Genomic DNA, 23,179 nt, shown 5'->3' with positions numbered 1-23,179 from the left:
TCTCCCGAGGGCCTCACCGTCCTCCCCGAGATGACGATGAGGTCGCCGGTCCCTAGTGGCGGTATGCGCGCTCGCGCTCGTGGCGCTCGACCGCGAGCCGGCACAGGCGGTCGACGAGCTCGGCGTACGGGACGCCCGAGGCGTCGAAGAGCTTCGCGTAGACGCTCGTCGGGGTGAATCCGGGCATCGTGTTGAGCTCGTTGACGAGCACCTCGTCGCCCTCGACGAAGAAGTCGACCCGCGCGAGGCCGGTGCAGCCGGTCAGCCGGAACGTCTCGACGGCGAGCTCGCGCACCCGCTCGCGCACGGCCTCCGGGATCCGGGCCGGGACGACGAGCTCCATGCCGCCCGGCGAGTACTTCGCCTCGAAGTCGTACCAGCCGGACTCGCCCGCGGCCAGCAGGATCTCCCCCGGCTGCGAGGCGATCGGGTCGCGGTTGCCGAGCACCGAGCACTCGACCTCCAGGCCGCTCGACATCGCCTCCGCGATGACGAGCGGGTCGTGGGTGAACGCGTCGCGCAGGGCGCCGTCGAGCTCGCCCGGCTCGCTGACCTTGGCGATCCCGACCGACGATCCGAGGCGCGCGGGCTTGACGAAGACCGGCAGCCCGAGCGGCTCGAGCACCGCCGGGTCGTCGCCCTCGCGGATCGCCCGGTAGTCGACCTGCGGCATCCCGGCCCGGGCGAGGACGTCCTTGAAGACGACCTTGTCCATGCACAGCGCGGCGGGCAGGACGCCGGCGCCCACGTAGGGGACGTCGAGGCACTCCAGCAGGCCCTGGACGGTCCCGTCCTCGCCGAACGGGCCGTGCAGCACGGGAAAGGCGCAGTCGGCGCGCAGCAGACCGCGGCCGGCGCGCAGCTCCACCTCCGACCCGTCGCTGCTCCAGGTGCCGTCGCGGGCCAGGCGCACGTCGACGACGTCGTGGCCCGCCTCGGCCAGGCCGGCGCGCACCGACTCCCCGGAGAGCAGCGAGATGTCGTGCTCGGACGAGCGCCCGCCCGACAGCACGGCGATCCTCACGGTGTGGCGGGGGTGGTGGCGGGCGGGGTGGTCGGGGTCACGGGCGGTGTGGTCGGGGTCGTGGGCGGCGGGATCGTGGGCGGCGGCGTGGTCGGGGCAACGTACTGCCCGACGGTGATGGTCACCGCGGAGCCGCGCTTGGCCTCGCCGCCGGCGGACGGGCTCTGGCGCAGCACGATGCCGTCCTCGGCCTGGTCGCCGACCACCCGCGTCGCCACGTTCGGCTTGAACCCCGCGTCGATGAGGGTGTTGCTCGCATCGGTCTGGCTGCTGCCGGTCACGTCGGGCACCGCCACCTGCGCCGGCTCCTTGGCGACGGTGATCGAGACGGTCGCCCCCTTGTCGGCCTGCGTGCCGGCTGCCGGCGTCTGGGCGAGGACCGTGCCGGGGTCGTGGCTCTGATCCTCCTGCTCGCGCACGCCGACGACGAACCCGGAGGCCTCCAGCGTGCTGCGCGCCGAATCGCTCGTCTGGCCGACCACGTTCGGGACCGCCACCTGCTCGGGCCCGCTCGAGACCACGATCGTCACCGTCGACCCCACCTCGATCGGCGTCGCGGCGTCCGGCGCGGTGGAGATCACCCGGTTGGACTTGACGGTGTCGCTGGTCTCGCGGCGCTCGTCGACCTTGAAGCCGGCGTCCTCGAGCTCCTTGGCCGCCTTCTTGCGCGTCTCGCCCACCACGTCGGGCACCGGCTTGGTCCCCGGTCCGTCGGAGACGGTGAGCGTGATCTCCGAGCCCTTCTCCGCCTGCGTCCCCGGCTGCGGATCCTGGCGGATCACGCGCCCCTCGGGGGCGTCGGAGTTCGTGCGCTCGACGTTCGGGTCGAAGCCCGCGTTCTGCACGAGCGCCAGCGCGGCGGCCAGCGGCTTGCCGGTGACGTTGGGGACCGGATGCTTGTCGGGGCGGGTGAGCGCGTACGCGGCGACCGCCCCGCCGGCGACGAGCAGGACGACGACCAGCGCGACGAGCCAGCGGCCCAGGGAGCGTCCCTCCCGCTCGACCGCGTCCGGGTCCGCGGCGCGGACCGGGGCGAACGCGGCCGTGTCCTCCGAGGGCATGCCCGCCGCGATGTGGGCGCGCGCGCGGTCGAGGGCGACGATGAACGCGTCGGCATCGACGAAGCGCTGCGCCGGGTCCTTGGCCAGAGCGTGCAGGACGATGCCCTCGAGCTCCGCGGTGACCGCCCCGTTGAACGCGCTCGGCGGGATCGGCGCCTCGTTGACCTGCTTGAGCGCGATCGTCACCGCGCTCTCGCCGTCGAACGGCAGGCGCCCGGTGAGCATCTCGTAGAGGACGATCCCGATCGAGTAGAGGTCGGACTGCGGGGTGACCGCGTGCCCCTGCGCCTGCTCGGGCGAGAGGTACTGCGCCGTGCCCATGATCGACCCGGTCTGCGTCATGTCCGAGGCGCCCGCGCGGGCGATGCCGAAGTCGGTGACCTTCACGCGGTCCTCGGCGTCGACCATGACGTTGTGCGGCTTGAGGTCGCGGTGGATGATGCCGCGCTTGTGGGCGAAGCGGGCCGCGCGCAGGATCGGGATCGTCAGGTCGATCGCCCGGATCGGGTCCAGCGGCGCCTCCTCGGTGATCAGCTGCTTGAGCGTGCGGCCGTCGAGGAACTCCATCGCGATGTACGACGTGCCGTCCCACTCGCCCCGGTCGAAGACCCCGACGACGTTCGGGTGCTGCAGGCCGGCGGCGCTCGACGCCTCGCGGCGGAAGCGCTCGACGAACTCGCGGTCCTCGGCGAAGCGCCGGTGCAGCAGCTTCACCGCGACCCGGCGCCCGAGCTGGGTGTCCTCGGCGCAGTACACGTCGGCCATGCCGCCCGAGCCGACCCGCGAGATCACGCGGTAGCGATCGTCGATCAGCGTGCCCTCCGGCAGGTCGCGGACCATCAGCCGCCCGCCGCCCGGCCGAGGAGCTGCTCGAGGACCGCCTTGGCGATCGGCGCGGCGACGGTGCCGCCGAAGCCGCCGATCGAGTCCTCGACGGTGACCGCGATCGCGATCTTCGGATCGTTCGCCGGCGCGTACGCGATGAACCACGGCTGCACGAGGTTGCGCGACGGGTCCTTCTCCGCCGTGCCCGTCTTGCCCGCCACGTCGATGCCCTGCAGCGCGGCCGCCGTGCCGGTGCCCTCGCGCACGACGTTCGTCATCATCTCGCCGAGCTGCGCGGCCGACTCCCTCGACATCACCCGCTGCGCCCGCTGCGGCTCGATGCGGTCGACCGTGCGCCCGTCGCGGTCGACGATCTTCTCGGTCAGGCGCGGCTCGACGCGGACCCCGCCGTTGGCCACGGTCGCCGCCACCTCGGCCATCTGCAGCGGCGTGACCTGCAGCTTGTCCTGGCCGATCGCCATGCGCCCGACGTCGACCTTGCGCGAATTGGATGGCAGCAGGCGCCCGTTCGCGTACTCGCCGGAGGCCAGCATCTGGTCGGAGGGGTAGTCGAGTGGGGGCTTGCGGTAGAAGCCGAAGCGCTTCATGTACTTCGCCATCGTGGCCTTGCCGAGATCCTCTCCGATCTGGGCGAACACGGTGTTGACCGAGTGCGTGAGCGCCGTGGTCAGCGTGATGTCGCCGAAGCTCTGGCCGCCGTCGTTGCGCAGCGGCACGCCGGAGACGATCTTCGGCGAGTTGCCGTTGATGATCGAGTCCGGCGTGTACTTGCCGGTGTCCAGCGCGGCCGCGGCGGTGACGACCTTGAACGTCGAGCCCGGCGGATAGGAGGCCTGGGTGGCGCGGTTGAACATCGGCGAGTCGGGCTCGCGGTTCAGGCGCTGGAACGTCTTGGTGTCGCGCAGCGCGTTCGCGTCGAAGCCCGGGACGCTGGCCATGACGCGGACCCGGCCGGTGTCCGGCTCGAGGGCGACGACGGAGCCCTTGCGGCCGTTGAGCTGCTGCAGCGCGACGCGCTGGGCGTCGAGGTCGAGGGTCGTCGTGACGTTGTCGCCGACCTGCTCGTGGCCGAGGATGTCGTCGACGAGCGAGTCGATCTCGTTCGTCGCGCCGACGAGGTCGTCGTTGCGGTAGCGCTCGAGCCCGGCGCGGCCGAGGTTCGTGTAGGAGTAGCCGATCGCGTGCGGCACGAGCTCGTCGGCGGCGGTGTAGCGGCGCACCCACGTGTCCTGCGGCCCCGACCGCGAGCGCGCGAGCACGGTGCCGTCCGACGCGAGGATCGTCCCGCGGTGGATGCGCTGCTCCTCGAGCAGCGACCGGGCGTTGCGGGGGTTGTCGCGCAGCGACTCGGGCCGCGCGACGGTCCACCACGTCGTGGCGAACACCAGGATCGCGAAGAGCGCGGTGATGAACAGGTACAGGCGGCGGGCCGGGGTGTTCACGCCGGCCTCCTCGCCTTGTCGGAGACGAGCAGCAGCAGGGCGAGCAGGATGAAGTTGGCCAGGATCGACGAGCCACCGTAGGAGACGAACGGCAGCGTCACGCCGGTCAGCGGGATCACCTTCGTGACGCCGCCGACGATGACGAAGACCTGCAGGCCGAACACCGCGCCCAGCCCGGCGGCCAGCAGCTTCGAGAACGAGTCCTTGGCGATGATCGACGTCTTGATCGCGCGCTCGACGAACAGCAGGCAGACGACGAGGAGCCCGACGGCGCCGATCAGCCCGAGCTCGTTGACGATGACCGCGTAGATGAGGTCCGTCTGCGCGGCGGGCAGCAGCCGCCCGCCCCCCGGCAGCTGCAGCAGGGACTGTCCGAAGCCCTTGCCGAACAGGCCGCCGTCGGCCTGGGCGAACAGGGACTGGGCGATCTGGTAGCTGCCGCCGACCTTGTCGTACAGATCGGGATCGAACGGGTCGCGCCAGGCGTCGATGCGGTTCTGGACGTGGCCCACGGTCGAGCTGAAGAACCACGCGCCGGCCGCGAACATCGCCAGGCCGATGGCGACGAAGGCGAACCGGTTCGTCGCGACGTAGATGAGCGCGAGGAACGCGCCGAAGAACATCAGCGACGAGCCGAGGTCGCGGATGAACACCAGCAGCACCATCGCCACGCCCCAGATGACGAGCATCGGGCCCAGGTGCTTGAGGGGCGGGAACGTGATCCCGGCGAACCGCCGCCCGCTCGAGACCAGCAGCTGGCGCGTATCGCGCAGGTAGCTGGCCAGGAAGATGACGATCGCGATCTTCGCGAACTCGGCCGGCTGGAACGTGATGACGCGCAGGTTGACGCCCAGGTACGCCCCGTTGACCTGGGATCCGAGGCCCGGCACGCGCGGCAGGAGCAGCAGCACGATGCCGGCGAGCGCGATGACGTAGCGGTACCGCTCGAGGATCGTGATGTCGCGGACGAGGACGATGGTGCCCGCGAACAGCAGCAGGCCCGCGACGAACCACTGGGCCTGCTCGCGAGCCAGCGTGTCGTCGATGCGGTAGATCATCACGAGGCCGAAGCACGCGAGCGTCGCCGCCAGCGGGAACAGGTACGGGTCCGCGTGGGGCAGCGTGAAGCGCACGACGAGGTGCGCCGCCAGGCACAGGCCGAAGAACAGCGCCCCGTAGGTCAGCGAGACGTTCGTCAGCCGGTCGTTCTCCTGGACGAACACCGCCGCGAACCCGGCGGTGATCAGCAGCGAGGCCGGGATCAGCGCGAAGAGCTCGCGGTTCCTCGCGCTCACGATGAGATCACCCGCCGGGTCGAGGCGGTGGTGGGTGCGCGCCCGCGGGGTGTCACGAAGACTCCGCGTCCCAGGTCGAAGCGTCGCGGTGTGACCGCCCGCAGGGCGTCACGATCCCTGCAGCTGCCCGAGCTCGAGCTGGCGGACGAGATCGGTCGCGTCGCTGTGGGAGCGCAGCTTGTGGTCGAGGAGCGATTCGCGGCGGGCGGGCGGCAGCGAGCTCGCCGGGATGCCGGAGCGGTACTGCGTGCGGTACAGCGAGATGCCGAGCGGCAGGTTGTACGGCAGCCCGCGGAAGAGGGCGATGCGGCCCTGGTCGTCGGTGCCGACGAAGTAGACCGAGTTGACGCCGGCGTACAGGCCGAGGCCGATGGCGGCGATCAGCGCGCCGACCACGAGCAGGATGGTGAGCCGGCCCCCCCATCCCCGGCGCTTGCGCCGACGCGGCGCGGCCCGCGGCGGTTGGGGCGTGCGCGCCACGACGCGCTCGCCGCCGCCGAGCGCCGCGTGCGACGTCGTCGTCGCCTCCTGGACCGGCGCGCCGGCGCCGCTGGAGACGTCGTCGACCCGGAACAGGAGCACGGTGATGTTGTCGCGACCGCCCGCTTCGTTGGCCGCGTCGACGAGCGCCCGGCCGGCCTGGTCCAGCGACCGGGCATCGCGCAGGACCGCGGCGACGGCGTCCTCGGAGATCATGGACGTCAGGCCGTCCGAGCACAGCAGGAACACGTCGCCCGGGCGGGACGGCACCGTGCGCGTGTCGACCTCGACGGCCGGCTCGGGCCCCAGCGCGCGGGTGATGATCGAGCGCTGCGGGTGCTCGCCGGCCTCCTGCGCGGTGAGGCGGCCCTGGCGCATCAGCTCCTCGACCAGCGAATGATCGTCGGTGAGCCGCTCGAGCGTCCCGTCGCGCCAGCGGTAGGCCCGCGAGTCGCCGACGTGCGCGATCGTCACGTCGTCCTCGCCGACGTACGCCGCGGTCAGCGTCGTCCCCATGCCGGCACGGTCGGCGTCGCGGCGCGAGAGCTCGTGGATCTCCGTGTTGGCCTCCTGCACCCGCGCGGCGAGGCGGGCCTCGACGCTCTCGCCGCTGTCGGGCAGGCCGTGCGAGAAGACCTCGACCGCGATCCCCGACGCCACCTCGCCGGCCTGGGCGCCGCCCATCCCGTCGGCCACGACGAACAGCGGCGCCGAGGCGAAGTACGAGTCCTCGTTGGCGCGTCGCGCCCGGCCCGTGTCGGTCTTCCTGGCCTGCTCGGCGACGCGCAGCACGGTCAGCGGTCCTCGAACGTGAACTCGGAGTCGCCGATCCGGACCCGGTCGCCCTGGTGCAGCGGCTGCGGCCCCTGCAGGAGCTCCTCGTTGAGGTACGTCCCGTTCGTCGAGCCGAGGTCCTCGATGACGATCACCGGCCCCTGGCGCAGCAGCCGCGCGTGCCGCGACGAGGCGAACGGGTCCTCGAGGCGGATCTCGGCCCCCTCCCCTCGGCCCATGACCGCCCCGTCCCCGATGTCGTAGGCCATCCCCGCCTGGTGGCCGGGCGCGCGCTCCACGACGAGCTGCGCGGGCGAGCCGTCGCCCTGGCTGCCCGCGAGCGAGTGCAGCCCGGTCGCCTCACCCGCCGCGATCGGCGGCCCGGCGGCGACGGCGTCCCCGCGGCCCCGGCCCCGCAGGTCGCGCAGCGCGTTGCGGGAGACCCACAGCAGGAACAGGTACAGCACGATCAGGAAGCCGTACTTCAACAGGACGGACGCGGGCTCGATCACGGTCGGCTCAGTCGATCTCGAAGGTGACCTGGGCGGTGCCGAGCTCAACCAGGTCGCCGTCGCGCAGCGGCTGGGGAGCGGAGCGGACGGGCCGGCCGTTGACGCGCACGCCATTGGTGCTGCCCAGATCGGCGACGGTCCATCCATTCGGGCTGGGCCGCACCTCCGCGTGACGGCGTGACACGTTGGCGTCGTCGACGACGATGTCGCACTCCCGCGAGCGCCCGAGCACGGCCCCGGTCGCCCCGACGAGCATGCGCTTGCCGTCGACCACGATGATCGCGCGGCCCGCCCGGTTGGCACGGACCTCGGAGAGCTGCTCCTGATGGCGGTCGGCGGCCGAGTAGATCATCGTGTTGCCGTGGCCGGCTGGCTCGACCGCCGGCGCGGCCGCGGGGGCCTGCGCACCGTCGGCGGCGCGCACGAGCCGTGCCTGGATGCCGAACTCGCCCAGCGAGAGCCGGTCGTCCGTGCGGAACTCGATCTTCGGGCGTGAGATCAGCGCCAGGCGCTCGCGGCGCGCGTGCTCGAGCAGATAGCCGGACAGCTCGTCGATGACCTCGTGCTCGACGCCCTCGTAGCGCTCGCGATCGTCGGGCGACAGCCAGACGGTGTACTCGTTGGGGACGTATGTGCGGGAAACCGACACGGTGCGGTGCTCGTCCATCTCCTTGGCCAGCTTGTGCGCGATCTCGACCGGGCGCACCTCGGACTTGAAGACGCGGCCGAACGTGCCCTCGACGAGGCCGGCGATGCGATTCTCGAGGTTGCGCAGCACGCTCATCGGTGGTCAACCCCGCTCGCTGCACCACGCAGCGGCGCGGATGGTCATGGTAGGCGAGGATCCGACGGCCGGGCGGCGCGCCGCGCCGCGCGCAGGCCGACCGCGGCCACGGCGCCGACGACGGCCGAGGCGAGCAGACCACGCGCATCCAGCCCGCCGCCCGCGCCCGAGACGCCGTCGAGCGTCGCCTCGGTGGCCACCGCGAGCGCGATCGACCACGCCGCGGCGGCGGCGAGGTCGAGCGCCGCGCTGCGCCCGCGCACCACCCAGGGCAGCAGGACGGCGGCCAACGCCCACAGTGCCGCGACGGCGAGCAGGCCCGACGTGAACATCGGCACGATCGCATGGTCGAAGGCGGCCCCGGCGGACTCCTCCCAGCGCACGCGCGGCCGCCCGCCGTCCGGCGGGCCGGCCAGCAGGCGGTCGCCGGTGAGCAGCTCGGCCAACTCGAGCCAGAGCAGCCCGAGCGCGCCGAGCGCCGCGCGTCGCGTCGCGGTGGCGGCCTGGCCGGCGAACGCGGGAAACGCGCCCGCGAGGCCGAGCGCGCCGAGCGCCGGCCCGCCGCCGGGGACCGACCAGAGCGTGCCGGCCAGCGGCAGCGCGAGCGGGACGGGGATCAGCCCGACGGCCAGGACCACCGCGGTGCCGGTGAAGCCCGACGCCAGCAGCCACACCTCGATCGCCCAGGCCGCGAGCAGCCAGCCCAGGCGCGGCAGGAGCACGACGAGACCCGCCGTGACCGCGGCGCCCGCGGCCGGGGTCACCGGTGGAGCGTCGGCGAGGGAGTGCAGCGCCGTGCCGGCCAGCGCGGCCGCGCTGCCCGCGGCGAAGGCGCGGCCGAGCATCCGCCGGCCCGGTGCGGCGACGGGGACCGCATCGGCCGGCGCGGGCGCATGGCGGGCGGGCGGCGCGCCGGGGATCCACTCGGGTTCGTCCTCCTGCACCGCGGCGTAGTCGGCGGCGCCCGCGCGGGTCAGCCCCTCCCGGGCACGCCGCAGCCAACCGCTCTCCCCCGGGTCGCGGTAGCGGCGCTGCACCGCCGTCCAGCGCGTGCTCAGCTCGTCGACGGGCGAGCCCTCGACGATGCCCGGCTCGTCGTCGACCTCGTCGCGCACCGCGACGAGCGCGGCGCGCAGCCGGCTCAGGTTCGAGCGCTCCTGCGGCCGGACCGCGACGGCGGCGTCGATCGCCGCGCACAGGCCGGGCGGCAGGTCGCGCCGCAGGCGGCCCAGGTCGGGCAGCTGCGTACCGACCTTGCGCGCGGTGTCGGCGGGCCCGGCGCCGCGGATCGGGTTGACGCCGCTGAGCGCCTCGTACAGCACGAGCCCGAGCGCGTACACGTCGGCCGCGCCGGTGATCCGCTTGCCCTCGGCCTGCTCGGGCGCCATGTAGGCGAGGGTCCCGACGACGTCGCCGGTCCGGGTGAGCGCCTCGCCGCCGACGATCCGGGCGATGCCGAAGTCGCAGATCTTCGCCGCGGGCGTCCCGCTGGCGGCCTGGTCGGAGACCATGATGTTGCCCGGCTTCACGTCGCGGTGGATCACGCCGCGGGCGTGCGCATGGGCGAGCGCCTCGCACAGCGACGCGCCGATCACCACGATGTCGCGGTCCGACAGCGCCCCCTCCGCCAGCAGTTCGCCGAACGTCGCGCCGCGGACGAACTCGGAGACGAGATAGCACGCCTCCTCGTCGGAGCCGGTCTCGTAGAGCGTGACGATGCCCGGATGGCTGAGGCGCGCGGCGGCCTGCGCCTCGCGCTCGGCGCGCTCGGGATCGCCGTCGTCGAGCGGGATCCGCTTCAGCGCGACCGGCCGGTTCAGACGCTCGTCCTGGGCGAGCCAGACCGTCCCGAACCCGCCCGCGCCGAGCCGGCGCCCGAGGCGGTAGCGGCCGAGCAGGAGCTCGGCCTGGCCGGCCGGTCCGCGCATGGTGTCCGCATGCGTCACCGACTTGCTGTTCGGGTTTCGGGAAGGAAATCCCATGTCTGAAGGGAATCGTGCACGTGTCGTGACCGCCATACTGGCGGGAGCGCCTCCCGCAAGGAGCCACCACGCGTGTCGTTCTTCGACGACGACGACCAGCCCACACGCACCACACGAACGCCCCGGCCCCGCCGCGCCGGCGGTCGTGCCGCGTCCGCCGGAGGTCCGACGGACCAGCAGCAGCTGATGATCCGGCGCGCCATCGCCATCGGCGTGCTCGTCATCCTGCTCATCGTCATCGTCCTCGGGTTCAAGAGCTGCCGCGACAACGCGCGCAAGAACTCGCTGCGCGACTACAACCGCGAAGTCGCGACCATCGTCCAGGACTCCGACACGCAGGTCTCCAAGCCGCTGTTCGACCTGCTGACGTCCAACCAGAACCAGTCGCCGGTCACGCTCGAGACGCAGATCAACCAGTACCGCGTCGTCGCCGACCAGCAGGCGCAGCGGGCGCGCGACCTCGACGTGCCGAGCCAGATGACCGGCGCCCAGCGCCACCTGACCACGGTGCTCGACTTCCGCGCCGAGGCCCTGGCGGTGGTCGCCGACCAGATCCGGGCCGCACTCGGCTCCGCCCGGGCGGCGGAGGACGCCACGAACGAGATCGCCGGCCAGATGCAGAAGCTGCTGGCCTCCGACGTCGTCTACTCGCAGCGGGTGGCGCCGCTCATCAAGCAGGAGCTCGACGACAACGACATCACGGGCCAGACGATCGCCTCGTCGAAGTTCCTGCCGAACCTCGGGTGGCTCGACCCGGGCACCGTCGCGACGCGGATCGGCGGCGAGGGCGGCGGCGCCACGCAGCCGCTGGCGCCGGGCCCGCACGGCCACGGGCTCACCTCCGTCTCCGTCGGCGACACGACCCTGCAGCCGCAGCCCGCGGTCAACCGGCTGCCGGCCGGCTCGGACACGACGTTCGACGTGACCTTCCAGAACCAGGGCGCCAACGACGAGACCAACGTCAAGGTGACCGTCCGCATCTCGGGCGCCGGCAAGCCGATCACGGTGAACAAGACGGTGCCCCAGACGAAGGCGGGCGCGGAGGCCCAGGTCCAGATCCCGCTCGGGCAGTCGCCGCCGATCGGCACGCCCGTGACGATCAAGGTCACGGTCGACAAGGTCCGCGGCGAGCAGACGACCGACAACAACACGCAGAGCTACACCGCGCTGTTCACGCGCTGAGGCGGCGGCGGACCCGGCCGTTCGAGTGGTTACCGTTCCCGGCGTGGACGACCTGACCACGACGAGCGGGATCGTGGCGCTGGTGGGCGCCGTGCTCGGCATCGTGGCGCTGGCCCTGGCCGCCGTGCTGTTCGTGCAGTTGCGCCGGGTCCGCCTGGCGCAGCGGATCCTGCTCGGCGACGCCGAGCCGCGCGACCTCATCGCCCACGCGGCGCAGCTCAGCGAGGCGGTCGCGACGCTGCGGGCCTACGTCGAGGAGTCCGCGCTGCGCCTCGACGGGCGCCTCTCGACCGCCGAGGAGCGCCTCGACCGCACGATCGCCTACCGCGGCCTGCTGCGCTACGACGCCTACAACGAGATGTCCGGCCGCCAGTCCGCGTCGATCGCCCTGCTCGACGCGACGCGCTCGGGCATCGTGCTCTCCTCGATCCACCACCGCGACCAGGCGCGCCTGTACGCCAAGCACGTCCGCGACGGCGAGGCGGAGATCGCGCTCTCGCCCGAGGAGGAGGAGGCGGTCCGCCTGGCGCTGGCCGGGGAGCTGCAGGAGACGCCGCCCGAGACATGAGGGTCGGCTACTTCGGCCCCCGCGGCACCTTCACGGAGGAGGCCCTGCGCGCGAGCGCGCCGGACGGCGTCGACGCCGTCGCGCTGCCGTCGATCTACGCGACCGTGCTGGCCGTGCAGGACGGAGCCGTCCGGCGCGGCGTCGTGCCGATCGAGAACGCGCTGGAGGGCTCCGTCGACGCCACGCTCGACGCGCTGGCGGTCGAGACCGAGGACGTCGTGATCGTCGACGAGGTCGTACGGCCGATCAGCCACTGCCTCATCGCGCTCGAGGAGCTCGAACTGGACGAGATCCGCATCGTCGCCTCCCACCCGCAGGCCAACGCCCAGTGCGCGCGCTTCCTGCGCGAGCGGCTGCCCCGCGCCGTCGTGCTCGCGGCGAGCTCGACCTCCGAGGCGGTGCGGATGGTCGCCGAGGACGGCGAGGCGGGACGGGCGGCGATCGGCAACCGCCTCGCCGCCGAGCTCTACGGCTGCCGGGTGCTGCGCGAGGGCATCGAGGACCTCGCCGGCAACGTGACGCGGTTCGTGTGGCTCGCCCGCCACGACGACGAGGCGGCGGTCGTGCCGGCCGGCGGGGGCCGGCGCTTCAAGACCTCGGTCGTCTTCTGGGGCGGCGGCGACGCGACGCCCGGATGGCTCGTGCGGTGCCTGTCGGAGCTGGCCTCGCGGGGCGTGAACCTCACGCGGATCGAGTCGCGGCCACGGCGTATGGGGCTCGGCCACTACATGTTCTTCGTCGACCTGGAGGGCCGTGCCGACGATCCCGCGGTGGCCGAGGCGCTCGCCGGCCTGGGGACGCACTGCGAGGGGCTGCGGACCCTCGGTACCTATCCGGCGGCGCGGTGAACGCCCCGCAACGGGCGCGTGGGCACGGCCAGATGCGCCGATCCTGCCGCTAGACTTCCCGCCCAGGCCATGGCAGAGGTAGCTTCGCCGATCCCACCTCAATCGTCCACGCCGCTCTCTGAGCACCGGCGGCGTGGACATGAGTCGTCTGGCCGGGTGCTCGTCCTCAATGCCACGTATGAGCCGATCAACGTCTGCACGGTGCGTCGCGCAGTGGTGCTCCTGCTCAAGGAGAAGGCGGAGCTGATCGAGCGGTCGTCGCGCGACCTGCACGCCGAGTACACGACGATGGCGCGGCCGGTCGTGATCCGCCTCGTCAGCTACGTGCGGGTCCCGCGTGACACGCACAAGCGCAAGATCACCCGCCGGGCGGTGTTCGCCCGTGACGGATGGGCGTGCCAGTACTGCGGCTCGCGCTCGAACCTGACCGTCGACCACGTGATCCCCCGCTCGAAGGGCGGCCTGTCGAGCTGGGAGAACATCGTCGCCGCCTGCGCGCCCTGCAACCGGCGCAAGGGCGATCGGCTGCCGAACCAGATCGGCATGACGCCCCGCAAGGCGCCGCGCACGCCGCACCCGGCGATCTTCATCCACGTGGCGAGCCCGACCATCCCGTCGGGCTGGCGACAGTACCTCCCCGAAGCCGCCTGACGCGCCTCGTCAACGTCCCCCGCCTTCGCTACTCTGCCGATACCAGAGAAAGGAGGTGGTCCGTATCAGTAGTCACAGTTCTTGCGGGACCCTGGAGGTGACCGGCCGCTAGGTCGGATTGGCTGGAGCCGCCTGGCGGAATCCAACCCGGGCCACCGTCGTCGACATGCCGGACCTGGTCCCCCCGGCGCGCACGAGTCAGCATCTGCGCAGCGTTGTCGCCGATCTCTGTCCAGTCCCTGCTGAAAACGCGAAGGGCGCCCCAGTCGAGGCGCCCTTCGTGCGTTCCGGGGGCATGCTGCGGCCCCCTACGACTCGTCGGTCTCCTCCGTGCCGTCGTCGAGGTCGTGCAGCTCCTCGTCCGCCGGCTCGATGGCGTCGAGCGGCGTGGCGCCGTCTGCGCTGACCTCGTCGCCCTCGTCGACCGCGTCGCCGTTGGCGCCGGACTCGACGATCAGGGCGACGGCCGAGACCCGGTCGTCGTCCTTCATGTTCATGACGCGCACGCCCTGCGACAGGCGCCCGTAGCGGCTGATGCCGCGCACGCCGGTCCGCTGGACCATGCCGCCGACCGAGATGAACACGAGCTCCTGGTGCTCGCGGACGACCAGCGCGCCGGCGAGAGCGCCCTTCGCCTCGGTGAGCTTGATCGTGCCGACGCCCTTGGCGCCACGGTTCGTCTTGCGGTACTCGCTGATCGACGTCCGCTTGCCGTAGCCGTTCTCGGTCACGACGAGCAGTTCCTGGTCGTCGCGCGCGACGTCCATGGCCAGAACGGCATCGTCCTTGCCGGAGACGTCCATTCCCCGGACACCGGAGGTGTCGCGGCCCATCGCCCGCGCGCCCTCCTCGTGGAAGCGCACCGCCTGGCCCTTGCGCGACACCATGAGGATGTCGTCGTCGCCGCTCGTGCGGCGGACCGCCACCAGCTCGTCGTCGTCGCGGATGTTGATGGCGATGATGCCGTCGGCCTTGATCGGCGTGTTGTATGCCTGGAACTCGGTCTTCTTGACCACGCCGTTGCGCGTCGCGAACACCAGGTACTTGCCCTCGTCGTAGGCACGGGTGGCGAGCACGGACTGGATCCGCTCGCCCTCGCGCAGCGGCAGCACGTTGACCAGGGCGCGGCCCTTCGCCGTGCGCGACGCCTCCGGCAGGTCGTAGACCTTCGACCGGTAGACCTTGCCGCGGTTGGAGAAGAACAGCAGGTAGTCGTGCGACGACGTGACGAACAGGTGCTCGATGTAGTCGCCGTCCTTCATGTCCATCCCGGTCACGCCGCGGCCGCCGCGCTGCTGCTGGCGATACGTGGCCAGCGGCAGCGATTTGATGTAGCCGGACTTCGTGATCGTGATGACCATCTGCTGGTCGGCGATCAGGTCCTCGATGTCGATCTCGTCCTCGGAGTGCGTGATCTGCGTGCGCCGCTCGTCGCCGAAGCGCTCGTCGATCTCGTCGAGCTCCTCCTTGATGATGTCCAGGACCCGCTGCTCCGAGCCGAGGATCGCCCGGAACTCGGCGATCTGCTCGGTGAGGTCGTCGTACTCGGCCTTGATCTTGTCGGCCTCGAGCGCGGTGAGGCGGCCGAGCCGCAGGTCGACGATCGCCTGCGCCTGGATGCGCGACAGGTCGAAGCGCTCCATCAGGCCGTTCCGGGCCTCCTCCGTGTCGCGCGAGGCCCGGATGAGCGCGATGACCTCGTCGATGTTGCCGATGGCGATCAGCAGACCTTCGAGGACGTGGGCGCGCGCCTCCGCTTCACGGAGGCGGTACTTCGTCCGCCGCACGATGACGTCGCGCTGATGGTCGACGTAGTTCTTGATCAGCGCCTGCAGCGGCAGGGTGCGCGGCACACCATCGACGAGCGCGACGGTGTTGACGCCGAACGTCGTCTGCATCGCGGTGTGCTTGTAGAGCTTGTTGAGCACGACCTTCGGGATGGCGTCGCGCTTGAGCTCGATGACGACCCGCATGCCGGAGCGGCCGTCCGTGTAGTCCTGGATCTCGGTGATCTCCGGGATCTTCTTGTCCTCCACGAGCTCGCTCATCTTCACGAGCAGGCCGTTGGGGCCGCCCTTCTTGACCATGAAGGGCAGCTCGGTGACGATGATCGCCTCCTTGCCCCGGCCGATGTCCTCGATGTGCGCCTTCGCCCGCACGCGCACCCGGCCGCGCCCGGTCTCGTAGGCGTCGCGGATGCCCTGGCGGCCCAGGATGATCCCGCCCGTCGGGAAGTCCGGGCCGTGGATGTACTTCATGAGGCCGGCCGTGTCGATCTCGGGATCGTCGATGAACGCCTTGACCGCGCCGATGACCTCGGTGAGGTTGTGGGGCGGGATGTTCGTCGCCATCCCGACCGCGATGCCGGACGACCCGTTGACGAGCAGGTTCGGGAAGCGCGACGGCAGGACGGTCGGCTCCTGGTTGCGGCCGTCGTAGTTGGGCGCGAAGTTGACCGTGTCCTCGTCGATGTCGCGCAGCATCTCGGTGGCCATCCGCGAGAGGCGGGCCTCCGTGTAGCGCATGGCCGCGGCCGGATCGTCGTCGATCGAGCCGAAGTTGCCCTGGCCGTCGGCGAGGATGTAGCGCATCGAGAAGTCCTGCGTCATCCGCACCAACGTGTCGTAGATCGACGCGTCGCCGTGCGGGTGGTACTTGCCCATCACGTCGCCGACGATGCGGGCGGACTTCGAATACGGCCGGTTCGGCTGCAGGCCGGCCTCCTGCATGGCGTACAGGACGCGGCGATGGACCGGCTTGAGCCCATCGCGGACATCGGGCAGCGCCCGGCCGACGATGACGGACATCGCGTAGTCGAGGTACGCCGTGCGCATCTCGTCCTCGAGCGCGCGCGGTTCGACGTTGCCGCCGCCGATGACGTCAGTTCCCATGCTTCACCTCCTTCGCGATCTCGGACTCAGACATCGAGGTTGGCGACCTGGCGCGCGTTCTCCTCGATGAACGCGCGGCGCGGCTCGACGACGTCGCCCATCAGCATCGAGAAGAGCTGGTCGGCCGCGGTGGCGTCGTCCATGGTCACCTGGGCCAGGGTCCGGCTCTCCGGATCCATCGTGGTCTCGCGCAGCTGCTCGGGGTTCATCTCGCCCAGCCCTTTGAAGCGCGAGAGCTGCACCCGCTTCTCGGCCAGGCCCCGCACGGCGCCGCGCAGGGCCTCGAACGACAGGGCGTCGTCGCGGTCCTCGCCGAGCGCGACGGTGAACGGCGCGCGGCCGGCGAGCTCCAGGAGCTGGCCGTGGACGCGGACGAGCTGGCGGTACTCGTTGGCCTCGAACAGGGCGCGCGGCAGCAGATGCGTGCGCGCCAGCCCGGTCTTGGTCTCGACCGCGCGGACGGTGACCGACACCCCTGGCTGGCGGTCGACGATCGTCAGCTCGAACGGCTCGCCCTCGACCCCTTCGCGCGACAGGACCTCGAGCGCGGCGTCGGCGGTCATCGCCCCCTCGTCGAGCAGCGAGGACTCCTCGAGGAAGAGCACGACGTCATGGCCGAACTCGGCGCGCAGCGCCGACGACCAGCCCTCGTACTGCTTGAGGAGCCGCGTGTAGCGCTGCCAGCGCGTCTCGGTCAGCTTGAACGGCCGCCCGTTGCGGTCGACGACGTCGAGCTTCTCGAGCTTGTCGCCGAGCAGGATCTCCTCGAGCTCGCCCTCCTTCTCGATGTAGCGCTCCTGGTTGCCCTGCTTGAGCTTGTAGAGCGGCGGCTTGGCGATGTAGATGTAGCCGGCGTCGATCAGCTCCGGCATCTCGCGGAACAGCAGCGTCAGGGCCAGCGTGCGGATGTGGGCGCCGTCGACGTCGGCGTCCGTCATGAGGATGATCTTGTGGTAGCGCGCCTGCTCGATGTTGAACTCGTCGCGAACGCCGGTGCCGATCGCCTTGATCAGCGCCTGGATCTCCTCGTTCTTGAGGACCTTGTCGATGCGGCTCTTCTCGACGTTGAGGATCTTGCCGCGCAGGGGGAGCACCGCCTGCGTGTTGCGGTCGCGACCCTGCTTGGCCGAGCCGCCCGCGGAGTCGCCCTCGACGATGAACAACTCGGCAAGCGACGGGTCGCGCACGGAGCAGTCGGCGAGCTTGCCGGGCAGGCCGGCGCCGCCGAGCACCGACTTGCGCCGGGTCAGGTCGCGGGCCTTGCGCGCCGCGGCGCGCGCCTGGGAGGCCGAGATCGCCTTCATGACGATCGCGCGGCCCTCCTTCGGGTTCTCCTCAAGGAACTCGCCGAGCTTCTCGTTGACGACCGACTGCACGAGGCCCTCGATGCCCGGGTTGCCGAGCTTCGTCTTCGTCTGGCCCTCGAACTGCGGGTCGGCCAGCTTGACCGAGATCACCGCGGTCAGCCCCTCGCGGACGTCCTCGCCGCTGAGGTTCTCGTCCTTCTCGCGCAGCATCGGGACGGTCTGCCTGCGCGCCCACGCGTTCAGGGTGCGGGTGAGCGCCGACCGGAAGCCGGACAGGTGCGAGCCGCCCTCGTGCGTGTTGATGTTGTTGGCGAAGCTGTGGATCGACTCCTGATAGGTCGTGTTCCACTGCATCGCGACCTCGACGTTGCCCTCGTCGGACTCCGTCGTGAAGTAGACGACCTTCTTGCCGATCGGCTCCTTCGACTCGTTCATGTAGGCGACGAAGTCGCTGATGCCGCCCTCGTACATGAAGTCGATGCGCCTGCCCTCCGCGCGCTCGTCGGTGAGCGAGATGCTCAGCCCGGCGGTGAGGAACGCGGTCTCGCGCAGGCGCTGCTCGAGCGTGGCGAAGTCGTACTCGGTGGCCTCGAAGATCTCGGCGTCGGGGCGGAACGTGATCGTCGTCCCGGACTCCTTGGTCGGCTCACCCTTGACCAGCGGGCCCTGGGGCGCGCCGCGCTCGTAGGTCTGGCGCCAGGTGAACCCGTCGCGCCGGACCGTCACCTCGAGCATCTCCGAGAGCGCGTTGACCACGGAGACGCCCACGCCGTGCAGGCCGCCCGAGACCTTGTAGCCCCCGCCGTCGCCGAACTTGCCGCCGGCGTGCAGGACGGTCAGCACGACCTCGATCGCCGGCTTGCCCTCCTTCTCCATCATCGCGACGGGTATGCCGCGGCCGTTGTCGACGACGGTGATCGAGTCGTCGGGGTGGATCGTCACGTCCACAGCGGTCGCGTGGCCGGCGAGGGCCTCGTCGACCGAGTTGTCCACGACCTCGTAGACGAGGTGATGCAGGCCCCGCACGCCGGTCGAGCCGATGTACATGCCGGGCCGCTTGCGCACCGCCTCGAGGCCCTCGAGGACGGTGATGTCCGCGGCATCGTAGCTCTGTGCGGGATTGCGGTCGTCGGCGGCCAAAAGGTCCTCCGTTTACGTGAGAAAGCCCCGGTCGCGCCACAGCCGGCGGCGGTCCGGGGCGGAAACGATTAGTTGACAGAACAATAGCACATTCGCCGTCCTGAACCCCCGGTCCAGCTAGGTGCTTTAGCCTGCAAACAGGCCACTTTGACGGCCCTCAGCGCGGGGTTGCCGTGGTTCGGATCTCGCGCACCAGCGCCTCACCCAGTTCGCGGTTGATCGCGGCCACGTACTCGACGGCCATGAGCGCCACCTCCTGGGCCCAGACCGACTCCGCGCAGTACACCGTGAGCGTCCCGCCGCGCTCACGCAGCGGCGACGCGTGGCCGGCGACGAACTCGCCGACAGCCGCGGGCCAAGCCCGCTGGATCCGGGCGAGCGGGGTGGCCGGCGCGACCGCCGAGGCGAGCGACTCGACGGCGAGCGCCGCGGGCCGCGGCGCATGGCGCCTCATGCCGCCGCCTCCTGGAGCACGGTGCCCTCGCCGACCGCGACGCGTGTCACGTCGCCGCTGGACGCGCCCGGCACATGGGCGAGGTCGGTGGTGGTGACGACGCTCTGACCGTGGCGCGCGATCCGCTCCGCCAGACGCTCGCGGCGGTCAGGGTCCAGCTCGCTCATGACGTCGTCGAGCAGGAGCAGCGGCGGGCGGCCGCGCGCCTCGGCGAGCGCCTCGCGCTCGGCGATGAGCAGCGCCAGCAGGGCCAGCCGCTGCTCGCCCTGGGACCCGTAGGCGCGCAGGTCCCGGCCGTCGCGCTCGAGCACGAGGTCGTCGCGGTGCGGGCCGTGGCCGGTGAAGCCCCGTTCCAGATCGCCATCCACCCGCTCGGCCAGCTCCGCGGCGAAGGCCTCAGGCGTCGCTGCGCGCGTCCGCGGCCGGAAGCGCGCGCCGGCGGTCCCCGCCAGTCCGAGCTCACCGGCGAGCGTCGCGAAGCGCTCGCGCAGCAACTCGACGGCCCGGGCGCGATCGTCGCGCAACGCCACGCCGTGGCGGGCGAGCTCGGCGTCCCAGGCGGGCAGCGACGCCCGGTTCGCCCGGCCGGCGCGGATGCGCTGCAGCAGGGCGTTGCGCTGCGCCAGCGCCGCGGAGTAGGCGCGGCGCGTGTCGGCGCGCGCCGGCCACAGCGCGGCGACGACCTGATCGACGTGCGCGCGCCGCAGCGCGGGCGCGCCCTTCACCAACTCCAGCCGGTCGGGCAGGAACACCGAGACCAGCGGGCGCGCAGGCGCGTCGGCCATGCGCTCGACGGGGGCGCCGTCGACGCGCATCCGCTTCGCCTCCCCCGGCTGGAAGCCCACGGACAGAGCATGCGGGCCGTCCGGATCGTGGCCGTCGACCTCGACGCGCGCCGCGGTGGCCCCGAAGCGGACCACCTCGCGCTCGTTGCTCGTCCGGCAGGAGCGCCCGGTGCAACCGAAGTACAGCGCCTCCAGGAGGTTCGTCTTCCCCGCACCATTGCGACCGTGCAGCACGGTCAGCCCCTCACCGAACGCCACGTCCGCGGCGGCGTATGAGCGGAAGTCGCGCAGCCGGAGACGAGTGACGATCACGACGAAACCCCGCTCCGGGACCAAACGCCGCCGCGTGATGACCCGCAGGGCCTCACGACGAAACCCCGCTCCGGGACCAAACGCCGCCGCGTGATGACCCGCAGGGCCTCACGACGAAACCCCGCTCCGGGACCAAACGCCGCCGCGTGACGACCCGCAGGGTCTCACACGTTCAATCTGATGGGCATGATCAGGTACAGGAACCCGGACCCGTCGGCTGCCTCGATCAGGCCCGGGCGCAGCGGGCTGATGAGCTTCAGCACCAGATCGCCCGACTCGACGCTCTCCAGGCCGTCGCGTAGGAACTCCGGGTTGAAGCCGATCTCGAACGCTTCGCCGGCGAACGCCACGGGCAACGTCTCGCTCGCCTCGCCGACGTCCGGCGTCTGGGCGGAGACCGTGAGCTCGCCCTCACGAAACGCGAGCCTCAGCGGCGCGTTCTTCTGCGCCAGCAGGCTGATGCGGCGCACGACGTCGGTGAGCTCCTGGCCGGCGATCCTCAGCTCGTGCTCGTAGCTGTCGGGGAGGAGCTGGCGGTAGTTCGGGAACTGACCGTCGATCAGCCGTGACGACAGGACGGCGCCGCGCACCTCGAAGACGACCTGGTTGGCGCGCACGCCCACGCTCAGCGCGCCGTCCTCGTCGCTGCCGGACTGCGCGAGGCGCACGAGCTCCTGCAGCGCCCGCGCCGGGACGTTCGCCTCGAACGCCCCGTTGAGCTCGGACTCCAGCGGCGTCTCCTTCACCGAGAGCCGGTAGGAGTCCGTCGCCACCATGCGCAGCTCGCGCCCCGCGGCTGACACCAGGATCCCGGTGAGGATGGGTCGCGTCTCGTCGCGCGACGCCGAGCGGGCGACGCGGGCGACGGTCTCGACGAACGCGGCGGCCGGGACCTCGACGACGGCGTCGCCCCCGGCCTCGGGCAGCGGCGGGAAGTCCTCGCTGCGCAGCGTCCTGATGTGGAAGGTGGCGGACCCGGACCTGATCTCGACGTCCTGGTCGGTGGGCCGCAACTCGACGGAGACCTCTGCGGCGGGAAGGGCGCGGACGACGTCGAGCGTCAGGCGCGCCGGCACGACCGCCGTGCCCGGCCGCACGACCGTCGCCTGGAGCGGGACCCGCAGTCCCATCTCCATGTCGGTGGCGCGCAGTTCCACGCCGTCCTCCTGGACGGAGATCTGGACGCCGGAGAGCGCCTGGACGGCGCTGCGCGTGGAGGCCACGCGCGAGACCGTCTGCAGCTGCGCGAGAAGATCGGCGCTCGTGCAGGTGATCTTCACGATGAATGCCTCTCGATCGGATTCAGGGTCTTAGGGCCGGTGGACATGTGGAGGAGGGGCTGGTGAATGCCGTGGGAATGCGGGGTTGGGGCGCGGCCGTGCGGTGGACGGCGTGTGGGCGGACCGTGGAGCATCGCACGGGCGCCGGTCGTCACGAACGGCTGCTCAGGCGCTCGGTCAGGTCCCGAACGGTTCGCTGCGCATCGGGGTCGGTGGCCATCCGCTCGGCAGTGCGCCGGCACGCGTGGAGGACCGTCGTGTGGTCCCGGCCGCCGAACGCGCGCCCGATGGCGGGCAGCGTCTGGCCCGTCAGCTCGCGCGCGAGGTACATGGCGAGCTGGCGCGGCCACACGAGCCGCTGCGTCCGCCCGCTCGAGACGAGATCCGTGGGGGAGATCGAGAAGTCCTCGCAGATCGTGCGCTGGACGTCCTCGATCGTGCGCCGCACCGGCTTGCGGTCGCGGTAGAGCTCGTCGAGGACGTGGGTGGCGAGCTGGGCCGTGAGCGGCTCGGCGGTCATCGACGCGTAGGCGACGACGCGGATGAGCGCCCCCTCGAGCAGGCGCACGCTGTCGGCGATGCGGTCCGCGATGACCTCGAGCGCGCCCGGATCGCCGATCGCGATCGCGTCGTGCTGCACGCGCTTGCGCAGGATCGTGAGGCGGGTGTCGCGGTCGGGGGCGGCGATGTCGGTGAGCAGGCCGGCCTCGAAGCGCTCGCGCAGGCGGTCCTCGAGGTCCCCGAGCTCGCGCGGGCGGCGGTCCGAGGTGAGGACCAGTTGGGCGCCGGCGTCGTGCAGCGCGTTGAACGTGTGGAAGAACTCCTCCTCGGTGTGGGCCTTGGAGGTGAGGAACTGCACGTCGTCGACGAGGAGGACGTCGACATGGCGGAAGCGCGCCTTGAAGGCGTCCATCGAGCCGCCTCCGTGCAGCGCGCGGACGAACTCGTTCGTGAAGGACTCGATCGTCACGTAGCGGACCTTGAGGCCGCTTCCGTACACGCGGACGTAGTTGCCGATCGAGTGCAGCAGATGCGTCTTGCCGTTGCCGGGCGGGCCGTAGATGAACAGCGGGTTATAGGCGCTGCCCGGCATCTCGGCGACGGCCAGGGCGGCGCCGTGGGCGAGGCGGTTGCCGTCGCCGATGACGAACTGGTCGAAGGTGAGCTTGGGGTTGAAGGCGCCCTCGTCCGGCGGCAACGGCGGCGCCGGCGTGTCCGGCGTGTGTTGACGCCGGAAGTGCGGCGGCTGGGTGGGACGATCGCGCCGGCCCGCATCGGCCGCCGCGGGTGCGCCGGTGCGCCGGCCGCCCGCCGGGGCCACGACGACGTCGACCGCGATGGTCGGCCCGAGCACCTCCGCTGCGCAGCGCTGGAGGAGGCGGCCGAAGCGGCCGGCGATCCACTGTCGCCGCGCCTCGTCGGGCGCGGCGACGACGAGCGTGTCGGCGGTGAGGTCGACCGGCTCGACGGCGTCGAGCCAGATCGCGAAGGTTGAGGGGTCGACCGAGCGCTGCAGGCGCGCGCGGACGTCTGACCAGGCATGTACAAGTTCCGCGGACAC

Annotated in this window: 18 protein-coding genes; 4 read left to right on the top strand and 14 right to left on the bottom strand. The window is 71.7% G+C overall.

Translation table 11 applies throughout. The features are described from left to right. Positions 1 to 52: 52 nt before the first annotated feature. The 8 genes from DSM104329_RS00090 to DSM104329_RS00055 all read right to left on the bottom strand — a co-directional run bounded on the left by DSM104329_RS00090 (position 53) and on the right by DSM104329_RS00055 (position 10,146). Entirely contained in the window at positions 53 to 1,024 is a 972-nt protein-coding gene (locus DSM104329_RS00090; protein ID WP_259313350.1) for a D-alanine--D-alanine ligase family protein, read from the bottom strand. Continuing rightward, positions 1,021 to 2,925: a PASTA domain-containing protein gene (locus DSM104329_RS00085; protein ID WP_259313349.1), complete on the bottom strand. Its 1,905-nt coding sequence runs from the start codon at positions 2,923 to 2,925 to the stop codon at positions 1,021 to 1,023. The genes DSM104329_RS00090 and DSM104329_RS00085 overlap by 4 nt, the downstream gene beginning before the upstream one ends. Beyond that, the gene (locus DSM104329_RS00080) at positions 2,925 to 4,373 is read right to left on the bottom strand and encodes a peptidoglycan D,D-transpeptidase FtsI family protein (protein ID WP_259313348.1); all 1,449 of its coding nucleotides are present in this window, start codon (positions 4,371 to 4,373) and stop codon (positions 2,925 to 2,927) included. Before DSM104329_RS00080 ends, DSM104329_RS00085 begins: the two co-directional genes overlap by 1 nt. Beyond that, positions 4,370 to 5,668, bottom strand: coding sequence for an FtsW/RodA/SpoVE family cell cycle protein (locus DSM104329_RS00075; protein ID WP_259313347.1), 1,299 nt, complete (start codon positions 5,666 to 5,668; stop codon positions 4,370 to 4,372). Before DSM104329_RS00075 ends, DSM104329_RS00080 begins: the two co-directional genes overlap by 4 nt. A 108-nt stretch (positions 5,669 to 5,776) precedes the next feature. Further along, positions 5,777 to 6,940, bottom strand: coding sequence for a Stp1/IreP family PP2C-type Ser/Thr phosphatase (locus DSM104329_RS00070; protein ID WP_259313346.1), 1,164 nt, complete (start codon positions 6,938 to 6,940; stop codon positions 5,777 to 5,779). Between the two features lie 2 nt (positions 6,941 to 6,942). Further along, positions 6,943 to 7,434: an FHA domain-containing protein gene (locus DSM104329_RS00065; protein ID WP_259313345.1), complete on the bottom strand. Its 492-nt coding sequence runs from the start codon at positions 7,432 to 7,434 to the stop codon at positions 6,943 to 6,945. Positions 7,435 to 7,441: 7 nt separating this feature from the next. Next, entirely contained in the window at positions 7,442 to 8,218 is a 777-nt protein-coding gene (locus tag DSM104329_RS00060; protein ID WP_259313344.1) for an FhaA domain-containing protein, read from the bottom strand. Positions 8,219 to 8,262: 44 nt separating this feature from the next. After that, complete coding sequence (locus DSM104329_RS00055) at positions 8,263 to 10,146, bottom strand: serine/threonine-protein kinase (protein WP_259313343.1); 1,884 nt, start codon at positions 10,144 to 10,146, stop codon at positions 8,263 to 8,265. Between the two features lie 240 nt (positions 10,147 to 10,386). On the opposite strand from DSM104329_RS00055, the gene DSM104329_RS00050 reads away from it, so the two are divergent. The 4 genes from DSM104329_RS00050 (at position 10,387) to DSM104329_RS00035 (ending at position 13,449) form a co-directional block, all read left to right on the top strand. After that, on the top strand, positions 10,387 to 11,382 hold the full coding sequence (locus tag DSM104329_RS00050; RefSeq protein ID WP_259313342.1) for a hypothetical protein: 996 nt from the start codon (positions 10,387 to 10,389) through the stop codon (positions 11,380 to 11,382). 43 nt (positions 11,383 to 11,425) lie between these two features. After that, positions 11,426 to 11,950, top strand: a complete 525-nt coding sequence (locus DSM104329_RS00045; protein WP_259313341.1) for a DUF4446 family protein — start codon at positions 11,426 to 11,428, stop codon at positions 11,948 to 11,950. Next, positions 11,947 to 12,798: a prephenate dehydratase gene (pheA, locus tag DSM104329_RS00040; protein ID WP_259313340.1), complete on the top strand. Its 852-nt coding sequence runs from the start codon at positions 11,947 to 11,949 to the stop codon at positions 12,796 to 12,798. The genes DSM104329_RS00045 and pheA overlap by 4 nt, the downstream gene beginning before the upstream one ends. A gap of 156 nt (positions 12,799 to 12,954) precedes the next feature. Then, a complete protein-coding gene (locus DSM104329_RS00035; protein WP_259313339.1) occupies positions 12,955 to 13,449 on the top strand; it encodes an HNH endonuclease in 495 nt (164 codons plus the stop codon). Between the two features lie 308 nt (positions 13,450 to 13,757). Here DSM104329_RS00035 and gyrA read toward each other — a convergent pair whose 3' ends face one another. From gyrA to dnaA, 6 genes are all read right to left on the bottom strand, one after another. Continuing rightward, on the bottom strand, positions 13,758 to 16,340 hold the full coding sequence (gene gyrA / locus DSM104329_RS00030; RefSeq protein ID WP_259313338.1) for a DNA gyrase subunit A: 2,583 nt from the start codon (positions 16,338 to 16,340) through the stop codon (positions 13,758 to 13,760). Between the two features lie 26 nt (positions 16,341 to 16,366). Then, on the bottom strand, positions 16,367 to 18,787 hold the full coding sequence (gyrB, locus tag DSM104329_RS00025; protein ID WP_259313337.1) for a DNA topoisomerase (ATP-hydrolyzing) subunit B: 2,421 nt from the start codon (positions 18,785 to 18,787) through the stop codon (positions 16,367 to 16,369). Positions 18,788 to 18,944: 157 nt separating this feature from the next. Next, positions 18,945 to 19,241: a DUF721 domain-containing protein gene (locus tag DSM104329_RS00020; RefSeq protein WP_259313336.1), complete on the bottom strand. Its 297-nt coding sequence runs from the start codon at positions 19,239 to 19,241 to the stop codon at positions 18,945 to 18,947. After that, entirely contained in the window at positions 19,238 to 20,338 is a 1,101-nt protein-coding gene (recF, locus tag DSM104329_RS00015) for a DNA replication/repair protein RecF (RefSeq protein WP_259313335.1), read from the bottom strand. The genes DSM104329_RS00020 and recF overlap by 4 nt, the downstream gene beginning before the upstream one ends. Positions 20,339 to 20,502: 164 nt before the next feature. Continuing rightward, complete coding sequence (dnaN, locus tag DSM104329_RS00010; RefSeq protein ID WP_259313334.1) at positions 20,503 to 21,618, bottom strand: DNA polymerase III subunit beta; 1,116 nt, start codon at positions 21,616 to 21,618, stop codon at positions 20,503 to 20,505. Between the two features lie 151 nt (positions 21,619 to 21,769). Next, positions 21,770 to 23,179 (bottom strand): chromosomal replication initiator protein DnaA, encoded by a 1,410-nt coding sequence (dnaA, locus tag DSM104329_RS00005; RefSeq protein WP_259313333.1) that lies wholly within the window; start codon positions 23,177 to 23,179, stop codon positions 21,770 to 21,772.

Source organism: Capillimicrobium parvum, assembly GCF_021172045.1.
Classification (GTDB): domain Bacteria; phylum Actinomycetota; class Thermoleophilia; order Solirubrobacterales; family Solirubrobacteraceae; genus Capillimicrobium; species Capillimicrobium parvum.
Note: the sequence above shows the minus strand (reverse complement) of the source record. Positions and strands in the feature narration are given on the sequence as shown.

Bases quoted from the DNA above. Each gene is read 5' to 3' on its own strand.
- DSM104329_RS00020 (WP_259313336.1), bottom strand. From the start codon at position 19,241: ATGAGGCGCCATGCGCCGCGGCCCGCGGCGCTCGCCGTCGAGTCGCTC.
- pheA (WP_259313340.1), top strand. From the start codon at position 11,947: ATGAGGGTCGGCTACTTCGGCCCCCGCGGCACCTTCACGGAGGAGGCC.
- DSM104329_RS00050 (WP_259313342.1), top strand. From the start codon at position 10,387: ATGATCCGGCGCGCCATCGCCATCGGCGTGCTCGTCATCCTGCTCATC.
- gyrA (WP_259313338.1), bottom strand. From the start codon at position 16,340: ATGGGAACTGACGTCATCGGCGGCGGCAACGTCGAACCGCGCGCGCTC.
- DSM104329_RS00055 (WP_259313343.1), bottom strand. From the start codon at position 10,146: ATGCGCGGACCGGCCGGCCAGGCCGAGCTCCTGCTCGGCCGCTACCGC.
- DSM104329_RS00060 (WP_259313344.1), bottom strand. From the start codon at position 8,218: ATGAGCGTGCTGCGCAACCTCGAGAATCGCATCGCCGGCCTCGTCGAG.
- DSM104329_RS00085 (WP_259313349.1), bottom strand. From the start codon at position 2,925: ATGGTCCGCGACCTGCCGGAGGGCACGCTGATCGACGATCGCTACCGC.